Source organism: Clostridium sp. CM027 (assembly GCF_024730565.1).
In the GTDB taxonomy this organism is placed as follows: domain Bacteria; phylum Bacillota; class Clostridia; order Clostridiales; family Clostridiaceae; genus Clostridium_AD; species Clostridium_AD estertheticum_B.
Map to the genome: position 1 here is coordinate 447,897 of NZ_CP077725.1, position 17,262 is coordinate 465,158.

18 protein-coding genes and 1 pseudogene are annotated in these 17,262 nt (G+C 33.0%); 13 read left to right on the forward strand and 6 right to left on the reverse strand.

Translation table 11 applies throughout. The annotated features are described in order from the left end of the window. Positions 1 to 82 precede the first annotated feature (82 nt). On the reverse strand, positions 83 to 1,294 hold the full coding sequence (locus KTC92_RS02160; RefSeq protein ID WP_258280658.1) for a pyridoxal phosphate-dependent aminotransferase: 1,212 nt from the start codon (positions 1,292 to 1,294) through the stop codon (positions 83 to 85). 771 nt (positions 1,295 to 2,065) lie between these two features. Here KTC92_RS02160 and iscB point away from each other — a divergent pair. From iscB to KTC92_RS02225, 13 genes and pseudogenes are all read left to right on the forward strand, one after another. Further along, complete coding sequence (gene iscB, locus KTC92_RS02165; protein ID WP_220285867.1) at positions 2,066 to 3,301, forward strand: RNA-guided endonuclease IscB; 1,236 nt, start codon at positions 2,066 to 2,068, stop codon at positions 3,299 to 3,301. Positions 3,302 to 3,380: 79 nt separating this feature from the next. After that, positions 3,381 to 5,339: an ATP-dependent DNA helicase gene (locus KTC92_RS02170; protein ID WP_258280659.1), complete on the forward strand. Its 1,959-nt coding sequence runs from the start codon at positions 3,381 to 3,383 to the stop codon at positions 5,337 to 5,339. A gap of 352 nt (positions 5,340 to 5,691) precedes the next feature. Continuing rightward, complete coding sequence (locus KTC92_RS02175; RefSeq protein WP_220285866.1) at positions 5,692 to 6,102, forward strand: peptide deformylase; 411 nt, start codon at positions 5,692 to 5,694, stop codon at positions 6,100 to 6,102. Between the two features lie 8 nt (positions 6,103 to 6,110). Continuing rightward, positions 6,111 to 6,458: an enhanced serine sensitivity protein SseB C-terminal domain-containing protein gene (locus KTC92_RS02180; RefSeq protein WP_220285865.1), complete on the forward strand. Its 348-nt coding sequence runs from the start codon at positions 6,111 to 6,113 to the stop codon at positions 6,456 to 6,458. A gap of 194 nt (positions 6,459 to 6,652) precedes the next feature. Then, the gene (locus KTC92_RS02185) at positions 6,653 to 7,615 is read left to right on the forward strand and encodes a YafY family protein (RefSeq protein ID WP_220285864.1); all 963 of its coding nucleotides are present in this window, start codon (positions 6,653 to 6,655) and stop codon (positions 7,613 to 7,615) included. A gap of 100 nt (positions 7,616 to 7,715) precedes the next feature. After that, positions 7,716 to 8,342, forward strand: a complete 627-nt coding sequence (locus tag KTC92_RS02190) for a type 1 glutamine amidotransferase family protein (protein WP_164946729.1) — start codon at positions 7,716 to 7,718, stop codon at positions 8,340 to 8,342. 946 nt (positions 8,343 to 9,288) lie between these two features. Further along, complete coding sequence (locus tag KTC92_RS02195) at positions 9,289 to 9,780, forward strand: pyridoxamine 5'-phosphate oxidase family protein (RefSeq protein ID WP_220285863.1); 492 nt, start codon at positions 9,289 to 9,291, stop codon at positions 9,778 to 9,780. A gap of 85 nt (positions 9,781 to 9,865) precedes the next feature. Then, positions 9,866 to 10,702 (forward strand): MBL fold metallo-hydrolase, encoded by an 837-nt coding sequence (locus tag KTC92_RS02200; protein ID WP_220285862.1) that lies wholly within the window; start codon positions 9,866 to 9,868, stop codon positions 10,700 to 10,702. Positions 10,703 to 10,840: 138 nt separating this feature from the next. Further along, positions 10,841 to 11,050 (forward strand): hypothetical protein, encoded by a 210-nt coding sequence (locus KTC92_RS02205; protein WP_220285861.1) that lies wholly within the window; start codon positions 10,841 to 10,843, stop codon positions 11,048 to 11,050. Positions 11,051 to 11,573: 523 nt separating this feature from the next. Further along, a pseudogene (locus KTC92_RS02210) lies at positions 11,574 to 11,837 on the forward strand (AraC family transcriptional regulator); the annotation flags it as partial. Between the two features lie 317 nt (positions 11,838 to 12,154). Then, complete coding sequence (locus KTC92_RS02215; RefSeq protein ID WP_220285860.1) at positions 12,155 to 12,664, forward strand: GNAT family N-acetyltransferase; 510 nt, start codon at positions 12,155 to 12,157, stop codon at positions 12,662 to 12,664. A 47-nt stretch (positions 12,665 to 12,711) separates the two neighbouring features. Further along, positions 12,712 to 13,203 carry a QueT transporter family protein gene (locus tag KTC92_RS02220; RefSeq protein ID WP_258280660.1) on the forward strand — a complete coding sequence of 164 codons (492 nt, stop codon included), beginning with the start codon at positions 12,712 to 12,714 and terminating at the stop codon, positions 13,201 to 13,203. A gap of 211 nt (positions 13,204 to 13,414) precedes the next feature. Continuing rightward, on the forward strand, positions 13,415 to 14,050 hold the full coding sequence (locus KTC92_RS02225; RefSeq protein ID WP_220285859.1) for a chloramphenicol acetyltransferase: 636 nt from the start codon (positions 13,415 to 13,417) through the stop codon (positions 14,048 to 14,050). A gap of 54 nt (positions 14,051 to 14,104) precedes the next feature. On the opposite strand, the gene KTC92_RS02230 is transcribed toward KTC92_RS02225, so the two are convergent. From KTC92_RS02230 to KTC92_RS02250, 5 genes are all read right to left on the reverse strand, one after another. Continuing rightward, the gene (locus KTC92_RS02230; protein WP_220286017.1) at positions 14,105 to 14,452 is read right to left on the reverse strand and encodes a CPBP family intramembrane glutamic endopeptidase; all 348 of its coding nucleotides are present in this window, start codon (positions 14,450 to 14,452) and stop codon (positions 14,105 to 14,107) included. Next, positions 14,400 to 14,690, reverse strand: coding sequence for a hypothetical protein (locus KTC92_RS02235; protein ID WP_258280661.1), 291 nt, complete (start codon positions 14,688 to 14,690; stop codon positions 14,400 to 14,402). Before KTC92_RS02235 ends, KTC92_RS02230 begins: the two co-directional genes overlap by 53 nt. A gap of 194 nt (positions 14,691 to 14,884) precedes the next feature. Continuing rightward, positions 14,885 to 15,457, reverse strand: coding sequence for a hypothetical protein (locus tag KTC92_RS02240; protein WP_258280662.1), 573 nt, complete (start codon positions 15,455 to 15,457; stop codon positions 14,885 to 14,887). Positions 15,458 to 15,486: 29 nt separating this feature from the next. Beyond that, positions 15,487 to 15,918, reverse strand: coding sequence for an alpha/beta fold hydrolase (locus KTC92_RS02245; RefSeq protein ID WP_258280663.1), 432 nt, complete (start codon positions 15,916 to 15,918; stop codon positions 15,487 to 15,489). Between the two features lie 31 nt (positions 15,919 to 15,949). Beyond that, entirely contained in the window at positions 15,950 to 16,993 is a 1,044-nt protein-coding gene (locus KTC92_RS02250; RefSeq protein WP_220285857.1) for a helix-turn-helix domain-containing protein, read from the reverse strand. Positions 16,994 to 17,262 lie beyond the last annotated feature (269 nt).

Genomic DNA, 17,262 nt, shown 5'->3' on the forward strand with positions numbered 1-17,262 from the left:
ATAAAAAGGGCCATCTCAAAATAGAAAGTAATTTCTATTGCGAGATGGCTCTTTTTTCTTTTGGTGTATAATTTAAGTATGATTAACGTATACCCTCATATTTTCTTAGAAGCTTAACGAATAACTCAGGAACTTTTGCCATGTTTTCTGGAGTTTCTACGAATGCGATACGCATCTGAGTGCTTCCTGGATTAGATTCGCCTGGTTTAATGTCATAGAAACCTTTCATAGGTGCTACCAGAAGAGTTGTTTCCACTCCGTGGAAATCCACTGAGCCTTCTTGGGCACAATACATAACAAATTCGATTGAATCAAATCCTGGTTTTACAACATTTCTAACGTCAACTACTGAGTATATAGCTGCATCAGGGCTAGAAACAATAAGACCTGGGTCCAGTTTCTTCATACAACTATAGAATTTAAACAAGAGTTTTTTGTAATACTCACGGAGTCCTATACACCATTCATCAAGCTGTTCTTTGCTTTCATGAGCTAGTGCTCCGAAGATATACTGACCTATTACATTGGCGCAAAGGTTAGCAGTATATTCAGCTACTGATTGAGTATGGAACTCTTCATTATCAGTGATTAAAGCCCCTATTCTTAAACCACAGGCACTCCATATCTTTGATGCGGTATCGAGACTTATTCTTCTGCCCTCTATGCCAGGTACATCTGCATCAGTGATTCCCCAGATACTTATGAGGTCACTGTTGACATAATATAGTTCACGATAAGCTTCATCGCTAATCATCCACATATTATATTTTACGCATATTTTAGCAAGTTCTTTAAGAGTTGCATAGTCGTAGAGCTGCCCTGTAGGATTGTCGTAAGGGATTACAAGAAGTGCTCCGGGATTATTCTTTTTAATAGATTCTTCAATTTTGTCTAGTTCTGGAAGGCTGAACTTGCCATCATCGTCTAAATGACGCTTTACTGTAACAGTTTTACGGCCAATTCTTTCTGCAAAAGAAATATAATTTGTATAGGCTGGGTCAATCATCATAAGAGGTTTATCATCAGTGCCGGAAGCTCCGCAAACACCAAGTAATAACATCTCAATACCAGTGGATCCACCATCGGTTACCTGAACAAATAATTTGCTAGTATCAAACCCTTGGCAATTGAGAATGTTTTTAAATGCATCCTGAGCCTCGGCTACACCGGCAGTACCTGAATATCTTACAGTACCCTTTGCAAATGGGCTTTCAGGTGAATCCAATGCAAACATTCTTTTCTGCATAGCAGGATTTGTTGGTAGGGAAACGTTTCCAATCGCTACGTTGACCAACTCAGGTTTAGCTTTACGCTCATTAAATTTCATTTGTCCAATTCTTACGGCTGATGGCATCCTTTTCTTAAAATGTTCCGATATTACTGGTTTATTCATAAAAAATACCCCCTAAAATTATAATTTATAAAATATTTAGCTTCTAAGAATATTATAACAGTAAAGTCAAATAATGAATGTAATTATGGTGCGATTAAATTTACTATCTGGTATTAGGATCGACTTTGAGGTGAAAGTAAGTATATATCCAGGAAAGTGACTAGATTTTATGTGATATAAATTAGAATCATTAAAAGATGTAATTTTTTCTCCATTGTTAATGTTATAATACTTATTGAAAAAGTTTAGAATGTAAGGGTGTTTATGTTTAGTATATAAAGAAAAACTATGTGCATGTACATAACTGACAGTAAATTTTCGCATAATATTTTCTATGGTATTCCATAGGTTAACAGGAGCTACTAAACTGCTTAAAAAAATCTAAACAATTTTAAACAAAAGTGAACATATTTAGTTGTTCATGCAGTGAACGTTGCTTTCAAGCTTAAGTGAGTGTAGCATCTGAAAAGATCGTAGCACGATGAACTACGTGAAATGACAGGTTAAAGACGTACCTTTAGATGTACTTCAGTCTGATGCTCTACGATAATGAGGAGGGAAATAATCGAAGGTTTTGCTACGGCTTAATTACGATTAGACACACCGAAATTCAGTGCACCATCATTTTACATTGGCAAGAAGAAAAATTTCCCGTAAGGAGGTTGACTAGAAATGGTCGAATATTCATTTGTACTGGACTTAGCTGGCAACAGACTAAGCCCATGCAACAAAAATAAAGCTTATTACCTTATTAGAAATAAAAAAGCCAAAATGCTTAATAAATTTCCGATGGTAATACAATTGTTTAAAATAGTTAAGGAGAATAACAATAATAAAACTAAAACCTATCTTGGAATTGACGATGGGAGTAAACATGTTGGGCTAGGAATAATTCAAGATTGTAATAACAAAGTAAAACCAATTTTCAAGGGGACTATAGAACTTAGAGATGACGTTTCTAAAAAAATGGCTATAAGAAAAGGGTATAGGACATATCATAGATATCATAAAAGGTATAGAGAAAAGAGATTTAATAATAGGCAATCATCTAAAAGAAAAGGTAGACTTGCTCCAACGATAATGCAAAAGAAACAATCCATTTTACGAGTTGTAAACAAAATAACCAAATGGATTAAGATAGATTCGATATATTTAGAAAATGTGTTAATAGACATACGAGTTCTAACTGAAGGTAGAAGTCTATACAAATGGCAATATCAAAAATCTAATAGACTGGATAATAACATTAGGATAGCGGCACTCATGAGAGATAACTTTACTTGTGTTGATTGTGGTTCTAAAGAAAATTTACAAGAACACCACATTAAACCAAGACGTGCTAAAGGAGCCGACAGCATACATAATGTTGTAACATTATGCAAGTCCTGTCACACAAAAACCTTTGGCAGAGAAATCGAGTTAATAGATCAATATTTAGCTATAATAAAAGGTAGAAAATTAAATCTTAGTGATGCATTGCATGTTATGCAAGGTAAAAAAAACTTACAGACTGAACTTAAAAAAATAGCCCCATTATATTTAACTACGGGTGGCGATACTGCAAACCATAGAAATGATTGGGATATAGAAAAAACACACTCAAATGATGCTTTAGTTATATGTAACGTAGATATCAAAAAAAATAATATTGATATCAAAGACTGGCAAATATCACCTTTACGTAAAAAATCTAAGGGTGACGCAGAGCTAATTGTAAAAGGATTTAAGCATAGAGATTATGTAAAGTATACCAAGAAAAATGGAACCGAGTATATTGGATATATTACAGCATTATACCCAAGTAAAAATCAATTTAACATGACACGAACAAATGGTGAGATATTAAAAAGATATGGTCTAAAAAGCTTGAAACTATTATCGAGACCAAAATGTATACGGTGGATATAATATTAAAAATAAGGAGGTGAACTGGTTAATTAAGTCAAATGTATAATTATGTTCAGATTTAATTAACCAGGATAAAATTTTGTATAAGAAAATAGGACCCACCTTTGATTATAAAACAAAAAAAGAGTTTCCAAGTAAGTTGATGGATTGGATTGGCGATGTTTTTTACGATATTCTTCCGGAACACGGATATGAGATACGTGATGAGCAAATATATACTGCTTTTCAGCTTGCTGATGCAGTTTGTAATAAAAAAGTTCATCTGGCTGAGGCTGAGGTCGGTACCGGAAAGACATTCGCCTACTTACTCACTGCAATTGCCTACGCTGGTTTTAGCGGAAAACCTGTAGTAATTGCATGTGCCTCAACAGCACTTCAGGAACAGCTGGCAGGGCCAAAGGGAGATATTCAAACACTTTCCCGAATACTGGGATTAGAAATAGATGCGCCAATGGCAAAGGATCCTCGTCAGTATGTTTGTGATGAGAGAGTTAGTGGAATAGGGGGAATGTTTGGCGATGCGACAGCCTCTGATGAGATTAATCAATGGTTAGCCAGGACTACAAAAGGTGAACGCTCAGAAATGCCGCATATATCCGATAGTGTATGGAGACAGATTGGATGGGATGAGACTATGCCCTGTGATGCCTGTCCCAGAAGAGGCTTTTGTAAGCTTGTTAAGGTAAGGGAACATTACAGATCTTCCAAGGATTTAATTATCGCTGATCATAATATCTTTTTTCAGGACCTCTGGACAAGGGATGAAAGAATTGCAGACGGTAAAATGCCTATGCTTCCAGATTACTCGCTGGTGATTTTTGATGAAGGGCATAAAGTCATACTGCCGGCAGCCATGGGTGCTGGAAGACAAATTCATAAAGAGGATATTGATAATATTATCCTTTCGATAGAGGAAATCCAGGGAGCAAGAACTTCACTGGTTGTAAGTGCAATTGCCTTGGACCAGGCCAATTCTAACTTTTTCGAAAAACTTAATCAAAACGTAATAGATGATGAGCAATCAGAGCGTCTGGGGGTTCGCACCGATGATATACTTCTGAAAGCAGCTGATACTTTTCATAAGGCACTAGATCGGTTGCTTTTAGATATACAAATTGAGGAAGAGCTATACATAGACGCGCTACCGGAAAGCACGTTACATACCTTTGAAATTCAAATAGAACTATCAATTACAGCCTTAGCTAGGTTTGGTAGGAATAAAGGTAGAGAGGTTATTACTTGGGTAGATAGGGCAGACGGCAGCTTTTGGGTAGTTCCGCGGAATTTGAGCAATATGCTAGATAAACACTTATTTTTGAAAAAATTGCCTGTGGTGTTTACTTCAGGAACTTTAAGTGATAAGGGGGATTTTGGTTACCTTATGAGGACTCTTGGCTTAAAAGATCCAGCAATATCAACGGTTGGAAGTCCCTTTGATATTGAGGAACAGGTGGTGGTTTATTTACATCAGCCATCCTTTGAGGCTACTTCCAGTGCCAAGTTTTCACGCAAAATCAAACAATTACTATGTTTGCTGAAAGAAAATGGAGGAAGAGCGCTGATACTTGTTAACTCTTTGAAGGAAGTCAGGAAAATAAGAAATGAAATTAGTGGCTATGAGTTACCTTTTGAAGTTTTATGGGAGGATAAAGGTGAGCGAGGACATCTTGTCCAAAAGTTTCGTGCGGAAGTTACATCTGTATTAGTAGGTTCTACTTTTTGGGAGGGAATTGATGTGCCCGGGGAGTCTTTATCTCTCGTTGTAGTTTGGCAGCTTCCCTTTCCTTCCTTAGACCCTTTGATTGAAATGAGGCGCAAAGAAGCAGAAGAAGAGGGGATGAATCCACTTATAACCGTTGATTACCCTGAAATGGGATTGAAGTTAAAACAAGGTTGTGGCAGATTAATTAGAACTAAGGATGACCGTGGAGCAATAGCTGTCATGGACCAAGTAATAGGAACCCCATGGGAAAAGGTGGTTATGAGGGCTCTACCTAGAGGATCGAAAATCAAAACTTTGGAACATAGGGATATTTAAAATACCACACCTTCTTCAACAGATTCAACACAAGGATCTAACCAGAATTGCGCTGAACAACTATGCGATTTATCGGGTACAGAGTAGAAGATAGTAAGGTATATCTCTAAGATTGGATCTATTACCATTCGTGCTTATGTTCTTAAGAAATAAGCCAATGATATTAAAAGTGTCATTGGTTTATGTTATAATTTTTTTGAGTTAAGGATGTGTATTAAGTGAAGAACTTATAGCTAATTATGGGAAAGGATATAGTCAAGCAAATTTATTTAATATGCTTAGGTTATACGATATATTTTAAAATCATATCTTATTTTTTATAAAAAATATAACTGAAAAAGAGGTATAAATTATGATAAAACCAATTGTAAAAGATATATTGTTTTTAGGACAAAAATCAGAAGAGGCAACTAAAAATGATATAGTAGTAATTGATGATTTAATAGATACATTAAGTGCAAACTTAGAGCATTGTGTTGGATTGGCTGGTAATATGATTGGAGCAAAAAAGCGTATATTGGTATTTACTGTAGACAACCTTATTGTGCCTATGATAAATCCAGTTATATTAAAAAAAGAAAAGCTTTATGAAACAGAAGAAAGTTGTTTATCTTTAATTGGCTTTAGAAAAATGAAGAGATATGAAATGATAGAGGTGGAGTATCTTGATAGAAATTTTAACAAGCAAAAGCAAGTGTTTAATGGGTTTACAGCACAAATAGTTCAACATGAAATGGATCATTTTGAAGGTGTAATAATCTAATTGAATATTTGAAGAAGCAAAAAAATGTACAGGCAGCCTATTTGCAACTAATGGTAAAGGAAAGTGAACAGAGTTATTTAGTAGTAGATTTTATGGGTTATAGGAGAGAAATATTTGATGGAATAAGTAATGTTGCAATGAGTCACTTAAAAGGTATTTTTATTGACTTGGTACCCTATGATTCTGAGTTTGGAAGTAGTACGCAAATAATATTGAACCATTCTATAAAAAGAAAAAATTTGGATTTTTTTAAAATAGAAATGCTAATTGTAGAGTTTTACAGTAAAGTAATTAAATTATTTCTTATTACTCAAATACCCATTAGGCTAATAATGGGCAGTCGAAAAAATGTGTAACACTTTATATGTGTACTGGGTATCAACGATATCTGAAGACATTTCTCAGTTAAAGAGTTATGTCAAACTTGTTAAAAAATGCGTCACAGTTGATTTAATAATAAAAAATGTTATAAATTTTTAAAAACAATATTTAATGATATTATATTCCTAAACAATAAAATTTAATAGTTAACCAGATTAGGGGGTGCGTTATGCCAAAAAATGACAATATGCTAGCAATTTTATGGATGCTGAATTCAGGTACAAAAATAACTGCAAAGCAAATATCCGAAAGGTTAGAAATAAACATACGATCAGTTTATCGTTATATGGATGCACTGTGCGTTAGTGGAGTGCCAATAATATCGGAGCCTGGTCATAACGGCGGATATAGTTTGCTTAACAATTTTATCCGAGCACCCCTGTTTTTTGATCTTGAAGAGAAAAAATCACTTTTGCATGCTGCTGTTTTTGCAATGGAATCAGGATATCCTTTTATGGAATCATTAAATAGTGCAACATCAAAGTTAAAGATGTTTTCGAATCAAGAACAAGAAAAAGTTCTCAATCGTCATTTAGTTGGATTTGAAGTAGTGAGCCGTATTTGCGATCCAGCTGTCAAACCTATATTAATGGAACTCGAGCAAGCTGTTGCAAATGAATGCTCTATGGAAATTGAATACTGTACAGGTTATGAAGGGCATCCCAAGCATAGGGTTGTTGACCCCTATGGGATGCTTTACTGGAACAATAAATGGTACGCTATTGCATTTTGCCATCTTAGGAATGAAATTCGCAGCTTTAGGGTAGATAGAATAATAAATATTATAAGCACTAAAAATACGTTTAAGCGTCCTGAAGCTTTTTCGGCACGTGAGTTTTTTACAGAAAGCTTATTATCGAATATAGAAAGTAAAGTAGGACTTTGCACTTTAGTAATTGAGGGCAAGTCAGAAGCATTGAATGACCTTTGTGCACATTGGTTTTTAGGATATCATCTGATAGAACGAACTGAATGCAGAGCGAATTTTTTAATGGATGAATACTCAATCCATACCTATGTTCCTCATATTCTACTTCCATATGGTAAATCAATAAAGGTGCTTGAACCAAATAGTTTTAAAGCTGCTATGGCATCAATTCTTAAAGATTTGCTGGACTATTATCTCCACTGACTGAATTTGTCAGTAAAGATAATATATAATTGATTAAGATGGAGCTTGAAACCATCCTGTGATAAATAGTACTAATGAAATGAAAGTGGAGGAATAGAAAATGAAAAACAAAGTATATCTTTATGTATTTGATACAATGGCAGACTGGGAAATAGGTTATTTAAGTACTGAAATCAATTCGGGAAGGTACTACAAAAAGGGATTAATGCCTCTAAAAATAGTAACTGTAGGAATTAACAAGAACCCTATTACTACAATGGGAGGTCTAGAAATATTGCCAGAAATTGAACTTAAGGAGTGTAGTATTGAAGAGACAGTTGCTTTGATTCTACCTGGTGGGAATACATGGACAGAAGCAATTCATGCTCCCATTATAAGAATGGCTGAAGAATGTTTAGAGAAAGGTATTGTTGTAGGGGCAATTTGTGGTGCTACAATAGGACTTGCTATGGAAGGAGTATTAAATAAGCGAGCCCATACAAGCAATGACCTGGGATATCTTAAAATGGTCTGTCCAAGCTATGCAGGAGAAAAATATTATAAGCAAGAATACGCAGTAACTGATAGAAGTTTGATTACTGCCTCTGGAATAGCTCCTCTTGAATTTACTTTGCACATATTGAAAATTCTAGAGGTGTTTTCACCACAAACCTTAGATTCTTGGTACAATCTTTATAAAACTCAAGATGCAAAATATTTCTTTGAGTTGATGAGCTCGATTCAATAGTAGAAAATTGAGTGAATCAAAGTTATTTATATAAATATAAAAGTATAAAGCCAAATGCGGAGTTGGAGATTATTATAGATTTGCAAGTGAGTCTGTTTCAAAGTTTATGTAAACTTCCAGGATTGATATAGAATAAATATAAGTCATGGAGTTTTTTCATGGAAAGAAGTTAATACTACTCTGAAAGCTTATGAACCAAATATATCTATGATTCTTCAAAGGTTAAAAGAACGCTATAAGGGGTAGAGCCAACATTTCTCTTATTCACACCAACAGGAACAAAAAACGACTATAAATCAAGTAATATCAAGAAAAATTCTATTATATTATTAGCAATGCAAATACTCACTACCAATCACGAGAACTTAAATTGTTGATAGAAAAAATATCGAAAGCCATTAAGGAAAAAAATATTTAATTCACTATGGAAGATAAGTATTATTTCTATTAAACCATGTGTCATATTCTTCTTATAGTACGTCATAACAGCCACAAAATAGTAGTTCCATTTTTGATTTATAGTTCATCGAAAATGCTGTCTTGTGGCTGTTTTTTGCACGAATCGTTGCCGTACCCCGTATACATTTACGTAGGGTTTTTGCTTTCACAGTTACATCTTACAAAAATATAGCAATACAATTTCTAAAATAACCTTGTTTTTTAATTTTTTAAGTCGATATATATCATAGGACGGTTATATTTCTAATAAGTTTTGTTAGTCATTACATTTGAAAAGAGGTTAATAGGAGTATTTCAATATCAGGTTCAAGCAAAATACAGTCTATTAGCTTTAATAATTATGATATGATTAAATATATATTTTATGATAAATTTATAAAATATTGCGGTGCTATGAAAATTTATGAATTAATGATAATATTTATTGAGGAAACGTAATAAAAACAAGGGCTTAATAATAATGAAAGAATTATAGAGGGGTGTAATTATGTTCAGAGAAATGAGAAGAAAAAAGCAGTTATTGTCCAAAGAAGAAACAATTGAAATTCTACAAGAGTGCACATCTGGAGTTTTAGGTGTAACAGGCGATGATGATTACCCATATACCGTTCCCGTAAGTTATGCTTATAAAGACGGAAAACTCTTTTTTCATGGTGCAAAAGAAGGGCATAAGATTGACAGCATAAAAAGGAATGATAAGGTGACATTTTGTGTCATAGAAAAAGACGAAGTAATACAAAAAACTTTTACTACCCATTTTCGTAGTGTGTCTGTTTTTGGTAGAGCAAGGATTCTTACAGAAGATGACGAGAGGAGATATGCCATTGAAAGTTTAGTTGAAAAGTATTCACCTGACTATATTGAAGAAGGACAGCGAGAAATTGAAAGTGAATGGAATAGAGTATGTTTACTTGAAATCAAAATCGAACATATAACAGGTAAAGCAGCTATAGAAATTGTAAATAATAGGCAGAATTAGGTCGCAATATGCTTCTAAGTAGTCACAAGTAAACCCATACCTAATGATATGGGTTTACTTTATTAAGTGTATATGGAGGTGTGTAATGAAACTAACGGCACTTATTGAAAATAAAGCTACTGGTAATTTGAGTGGGGAACATGGACTTGCTGTTCATATCGAATACAATGGAAAACAGTATCTTTTAGATACTGGTGCATCAAATAAGTTCCAGAATAATGCCAATAAACTAGGCATAGATTTAAAAAATATTGATACTGCTGCGTTATCACATTGTCATTATGACCACTCTGGTGGATATGTTGGATTTTTTTCTGAAAACAGTAAAGCAAAAGTATATCTCCAAAGCGCAGCAAGGGAACTGTATTATGCCAAACTAGGATTGATTAAAATATATAATGGTATTCCACGAGGCATTTTAGATACATATAGTGACCGATTTGTCTTTGTAGATGGAGATTATGAAATTGATGAAGGTGTATGGTTAATTTCTCATAAAACGATTGGGCTAGCAGCACGGGGGAAGAAAGCACATATGTATCGAAAAACAGAAAAAGGATTTGTTACCGATGATTTTCAGCATGAACAAAGTTTGGTGTTTGAAGTAGAGAACGGTTTAGTTATTCTAAATAGTTGCTGTCACGGGGGCGTTGATAACATTATTGAAGAGGTAATGGAAACGTTCAACGGAAAGGAAGTTCTGGCTATAATCGGTGGTTTTCATTTAATGGGGATTATAGGCACCAAGTCTATGAGTGGAAAACCGGAAGAGGTTAGAGCATTAGGAAAACGACTATTTGATTTGAATGTAAAGCATATATATACTGGTCATTGTACTGGTAATCCTGCTTATAAGGTATTGAAAGAGAAACTGGGAGAACGGTTGCAATATTTTAGTACGGGAACCACAGTTGAACTATAAGATTATGAGCAATAATGTGAAGCTGGAAAAATGAACACTTAATTGATGAGTGTAGGGAAAAAGAATAACGGCGATACGTCGAATTTGTAGAGTTATGCGAAGTAAGGTTAATTTATATTTTATGAGGAGGAGTTCATTATGGCTGATTTAAAAAAGAGTAACGATAGAAAAAACATCAATGAAAACAAAAAGAACTCTAAAAATGGGTCTTACCTTGCTATTGGGATTAGTCTCGGTGTTGTATTTGGATTATTAATTAATAATCTGGCTATTGGTATTGCTATAGGGGTTGCTAGTGGAGCAGCAATAGATGCGAAAATAGCGAACAAAAATAAGAAACAACAATAAAGTTAATAAGTATAATCCGTAATTATAGTTAATTCATACTTTTTTTATAGTGTTAACTAACTAGAGTAAAAAACACTCTAGTTTTATTTTATTTGAGAGTATCTAAAATGGTCGTTTATGGTCTCTTTTATCCATATAATTCCTTAACGTTGGTTTTGTCGGATTATCTATACTACACCACATAGAAATGGCTTAGACAATTTAGTTTTTTGGCTAATAATATATTGTGTTAAATAGAATATTTTAAGAGAAGTTGCTCTAAGGGTCTGCTACTTTTTGAATACTAAATGTTGAGGAAGATAAGATATAAGGCAACATAACTATTGAATTTGGAAATTGAATAATCCGGTATTAAAAAATGAAAATATTTACTATTATAGGAATGTAGAAATATGTATAATATGCTATAATTTCTATAGAGTTAGGTCGAAGGTGTATAAATTAGTTACTACTATAGAATCTATACTATAAATAAAAAGGGGGCACAATATGTCAAGGGAAAATAAAGTGGACAAAGGTTTTGAACCTAACGATAATGGCTGTAACAGCGGACTTTTTTCAAAAGATGGGTGCAGAAGTAAGTAAAGGCTTTTATAAAAAATATGATGAAAAAGATGAAAACGGAGAAATAAGTGTTTGTACGAGAAAGGCGTGGGAAAAGGTATGGTCTGAGCATAAATCGGGCGATATACATAGAACCTTTACAGCAGATTTTGAGAGCACTGTTCCAAGTGAATATACGAAAGATGGCAAAGCACATTGCTATTTGTATGTTGCAATTCAGTAGATTTAGAAAACATAAGTGGGATTATGAGAAATGTGTAGCGTGTGTACATGGTGACATGAATAGTTGTAAATAAATCTGAAGAAAGTAGGTATGTATTATGATATCTGAAATTCCCATACCTAAAGGAGTGGGCTTTTCGCCAAACAATTGTAAATTAAACAATGATGAAATAGAAATTCACATTGAAGAGCAAAAGCAGTTCGCAGAATAATAAATACGCAATTTTTTTAACTGCATCACAATGTTTATTTATAACGAAGCTAATATATTTATTAATAGAATATTTTATTCATATAGAAAGAAAAGGAGAAAATTAAATGGAGTTAAGTACAGAACGTTTAAAAATTATACCTTTGACACTTAATCAGTTTAAATTATTGCTTGATGGAATTGATAAAATGGAGAAGGAGTTAAAGTTAAGTGCTTCAAATGAATGTTTAGATGGACATACGCAAGAAGCAATGGAGGGATTATATCAAGAAGCTGTAAAAAATAGAGATAGGTATTTTTGGTATACAAATTGGCAGATTATTTTAAAATCAGAAAATAAGGCTATTGGTAGTGCTTGTTTTATGAAATGTCCAGATGAAAATGGTGAGGTTGAAATAGGATATGGTATCAATAGTACTTATCAAAATAATGGGTATATGACTGAGGCAGCACAAGCTATTTGTGAGTGGGCTATTAGTCAACATGATGTTTCTATTATCATTGCAGAAACAGAAAAAGACAATATTGCTTCACACAGAGTTTTGCAAAAATGTGGAATGGAAAAATATAAGGAAACAGACGAGGGAATTTGGTGGCGTATGAAAGGTGCTGAATAATATAATATTTAATAAAAGGTAAAATTGAAGTTACAGTTTAGCGAGGAGTGTTTATTATAAAAACTAAGGAATTAACTATAGCAGCCTTAGTCATGGCGATGTATATAGTAATAATGTATTTAACACAAGGGTTTTCATTCGGACCTTATCAAATAAGGATGGCAACAAGTTTATATGCTTTAGGGTATATATATCCATTCTTAATAGTTCCTATGGGAGCTGCAAATTTATTAAGCAATACATTAATGGGTGGATTAGGAGTATTCGATATGATAGGTGGAACAATGGTGGGGATCATAACAACAACATTAATATATCTTATCAAAAGATTTAATTTAAATAAGTGGCTGATTGTTGTTCCAATAGTATTTATTCCAGGCTTATTAGTACCTATATGGCTTTCATATCTATTACATATACCATATTTCGCATTAGCCATTAGCCTTTGTATAGTTCAAATAATACCCGGTATAGTAGGCGTAATTTTAATAAAAAGGTTAGAACGTAATACAAAAATAGTTCCTCATAACCAAATGTAAGAATTATTAAAGAGATAGATTATTTGGGCAGGTTGTGTCTATAATGGCAAGATGAATACTTAATTGATTAGGGTAGGTAATATAAGAAGCATCCGAAAGATCATGGTTATACAAAGCTATCCCTCCGTTAAAGAATAACGGCGGATATGTCTAACTTGTATAATAAGACTAAGTTTAGGTTAGGAAAATTTTTAGGGGGAGTGGTATACAGGTGAAGTTTATAGACATGGAAAATTGGGAAAGAAAAAATCATTACAATTATTTTAAACAACTTTATTATCCTCATTTTAACATTTGTGGGAATGTTGATATTACTGAATTTTATAGATTTATTAAGGAAAAAGATAATCCGTTTTTTATATCAATGTTGTATGTTGTTACAAAAACAGCAAATAGCATAAAGGAATTTCGTTATAGGATAAGAGAAGATAAAGTAATTGAACATGAAATGGTCAGTCCGTCTTTTACAGTAATAACTTCAAATGAAATATTTAGTTTTTGTACAGCTGAATTTATAGATGGATTTAAAGAATTTAAGATTAACACATCAAATGAAATAGAAAGAACAAAAAATAATGTAAGTATTGGAAATGAACCAGGTCGTGATGACCTTATAAATACTACAAGTATTCCATGGGTTTCATTTACTAGTATAACTCACCCAATTCAAATGAACCCTGTTGCTAGTGTCCCAATAATAGCATGGGGTAAATACTTTGAGGAAAATGGAAAGATAAAGTTACCACTATCTGTTCAAGTACATCACTCACTGGTAGATGGCGTACATGTTGGACATTACTTTAATAAAATTCAAGAAATTTTAGATAATCCTGTAAAGTATTTATAATATTTGCCTTTAGAAAAAATAATTTTACATTTATGCAGTTGGTTTTCAATGTTCTTAAAGTTCGTCTATAATGATACACTTCTTTTTTTTTGGTAAATTATCCTTTATATAATTAATATTCATTACAATAGATATGATTATAGATGCAAAAACTACAACTACGACTAAAGGTTGTGCCGTACCATCTGAATTGAACATAGGTATATAAACATATTGAGATAGAACAACAAATATAAAAACGCTAAAGTTGTGTAACATATGAAAAATAATACAGTTTACAATATTCTTGGTTTCTATATATAATAATGCACTTAACACACCCATAAAAAACCTACCTATAAAGTTTAAATCAAAGTGTACTATTGCAAATATTGTCGCAGATATTAAGATTGCAAGTCTGATACCCGTATTTAAACGTTAATTTATTTAACAATACCTCTCTAAAAAACAACTCCTCAATTATTGGCGCTGTTGTTACACCAAATATTAAATAGCTTAAAGTCAGACCTGTAGCAGTTACATGTGTACCTACTAATAAAATAAGACCTACTCCAATGTAAAGACCTATATTCAATAGGTATAATCGAGCTATCTTTTTATAACTTATTTCTTTAATGCAACTAACTAAATCGTTTTTCATTGCATTGTTACCTCTAAATACCAGTAGGCTAACAAAAACTAACAATATAATATTTAACATAATTTCAGCTACGTACTTATCTTTCAAATATATATTGTCAATAATAGGTATCTCTAATAATAAAAAAGTTAAAGACCAACATAAGTTGTAATAAGTAAGGACGGCGAATTAATTCAAGTTTGCATTATATTTATTTAATAAATGTATCGAACATCCATATTAAATTTTTCATTCTCTTCAAATTGCGGATAATGAGCTGATTGTTCAAAGACAATAAATTCTTTTTTATCCGTTTTAATCATATCAAAATATTTTTTTGCTGCACTAGCTGAAGTCATATAGTCATATTTACCCATGATGAAATAGCATGGTAATTTAAGTTTTGTTACTATAGTTGGTAAAGGATTTTTTAATAAATCCTTTACCAAAATCTTTTGAGATAAGGATATCCCATAGTCATAACGGATAACATCTAGCAAGTTATACTCACTACTGAATAAAAAACCTATACTATTATTATCGGGGGCATCAATAAGTCTTGAAGCCCCACCATATTTAATAACATAAGATCGTGGGGTATATATATTGCCATTTTTGATTTCTTTAGTTAATCCTTGTAGATACAAAACATCATCTGTATTGGCAGCATTTTGAGCTTGATTAATACAGTAATTCAAACTGTCGATCTCACTTTCTGTTGTATCGCTCATCTGTCCAATGCCAATATATGCTTCATATTTTTCAGGAGCTTTATAGGCAGCTTGCATTGCAATATATGTACCAAAAGAATGACCAATCAGTATACCTTTTTTTTGCCAAGACGTGCTGAGATATAATCCGTCATATCCAATAAGTCCTTAACCAATAAGTCTGGTGAAAGGTTCGAATAGTCCTCAGAAAGATGATATGATTTTCCACTAGCTCTTTGGTCGTAATTAACAACTGTAAATTTGGTTTCCAATAAATTTTGGTATTTATCAGCATATGGTATTTCCGGACATCCAGGTCCTCCATGTACAAAAATAATAACTGGATTAGTCCTATCATTACCGCGTATCATAATTTCATGATTACTTCCATTTATCTTTACTTGTTCTAATACACTTATACTGTTTTTACCTTTTATATGCGGAGTCCATGTAGGAAAGAGAAGTGCCATTATTGGCAATACTATAATAATTACTCCGATATGTATATAAATTTTCATCAATTTTTTTTCATTTTTCATCTAAGATACTCCTTTAAAATTGCTAAAGTTATTAATTAGTGTTCAAATTTTTAGAACTTTTATTTACCGATTTCATAATTCCTGCTATTGCAAACGACGCAGTCATTCCAAATAACAAAATGAATATAATCATATGTATATTCCCATTCATATATTCGTCACTCCAATCATGAAAATTGTATTTAAATCCAAATACAGAAGGTTCAAGCCCCAATACCATATTTATCAGACCTTGTATAAAAAATTCAAATACAGAAATTACAGCGAAACATCCTGAAGTCTTCAGTAACCCATTGATTCTAGAATATCTAATAATAAGCATCATACTCCACAGAACAATCAGACATAATAACGTAATCGGAAGACCCTTCGTTAAAAACCATCCTCCGCCTGTATACATATCGCATACAAAAATCAGTAATAATAGTAACACGGTATCTACCATAAAACACAGCAATACTTTTTTATTTGCCAAGGACTCCGGAAGCCATATGCGATTTAGTATAATTGGTAGAAAAACAACCGTCATACCAAACAGCAACGGTATAAATGTCACAAAGAACCAGTCTCCATCCGTATAAATGCAGCAAGTCATCAAAAGAAGAACAAGCGAAGTAAATAAAACTCCTAGCGTGATCTCTCCACGATACTCAGTCACCAAAACAGGCAGCAGTGTTAACGTAAATGCAATCAATTCTGCAGCCAGCACAATAAAAAACCACGACAACATATGTTGAACAGCCAGATTACATATAAAACATACTAATAAAGATATTCCATACACAAAAAATAACGTATATTTATATCTGTTTACTATTTTTATATATTTTGTGGCTAATTTTTCTGTAGCTCTTGCTTGAAGGTCTTCACTGGCGGTCAACAGTTCATGTTCGTTAATCTTAAGCACCTCACAGATATCACTTATAAGGGTGATGTCAGGATAAGAGATTCCCCTTTCCCATTTTGAAACTGCAGATTCTGTTACAAATATTTTCTCCGCGAAACTCTTCTGAGTCAATCCTGCTTCTTTCCTTTTTTGCGTAATAAATTCACCAAATGACTTTTTATCTTCCATAGAAATTCCTCCTAGTATTTTTTCACTTCCAATACTATACTTACCATTTCCCTATGTCAACGAAACAGCCCGATTTAGCAACTGGACTATCAAGCCAGTCGGCTACAACACTGCATTTACAGGCATCTTTTCTATAAGAATACAATTGAAGATGTGTATTTATCTTCAACGTACAACACACTGTGTGTAAAGGGAGTATAACTAATAAAGCTAAAATATGTTCTTTTTAAAGTATCAAGGCATGTGGAGTGCTGTTCGCTACCCGTAAG

Coding starts and splice junctions, on each gene's coding strand:
- iscB (WP_220285867.1), top strand. CDS start 2,066: ATGGTCGAATATTCATTTGTACTGGACTTAGCTGGCAACAGACTAAGC.
- KTC92_RS02175 (WP_220285866.1), top strand. CDS start 5,692: ATGATAAAACCAATTGTAAAAGATATATTGTTTTTAGGACAAAAATCA.
- KTC92_RS02185 (WP_220285864.1), top strand. CDS start 6,653: ATGCCAAAAAATGACAATATGCTAGCAATTTTATGGATGCTGAATTCA.
- KTC92_RS02190 (WP_164946729.1), top strand. CDS start 7,716: ATGAAAAACAAAGTATATCTTTATGTATTTGATACAATGGCAGACTGG.
- KTC92_RS02195 (WP_220285863.1), top strand. CDS start 9,289: ATGTTCAGAGAAATGAGAAGAAAAAAGCAGTTATTGTCCAAAGAAGAA.
- KTC92_RS02200 (WP_220285862.1), top strand. CDS start 9,866: ATGAAACTAACGGCACTTATTGAAAATAAAGCTACTGGTAATTTGAGT.
- KTC92_RS02205 (WP_220285861.1), top strand. CDS start 10,841: ATGGCTGATTTAAAAAAGAGTAACGATAGAAAAAACATCAATGAAAAC.
- KTC92_RS02215 (WP_220285860.1), top strand. CDS start 12,155: ATGGAGTTAAGTACAGAACGTTTAAAAATTATACCTTTGACACTTAAT.
- KTC92_RS02235 (WP_258280661.1), bottom strand. CDS start 14,690: ATGAAAAACGATTTAGTTAGTTGCATTAAAGAAATAAGTTATAAAAAG.
- KTC92_RS02240 (WP_258280662.1), bottom strand. CDS start 15,457: ATGCAAGCTGCCTATAAAGCTCCTGAAAAATATGAAGCATATATTGGC.
- KTC92_RS02245 (WP_258280663.1), bottom strand. CDS start 15,918: ATGAAAAATGAAAAAAAATTGATGAAAATTTATATACATATCGGAGTA.
- KTC92_RS02250 (WP_220285857.1), bottom strand. CDS start 16,993: ATGGAAGATAAAAAGTCATTTGGTGAATTTATTACGCAAAAAAGGAAA.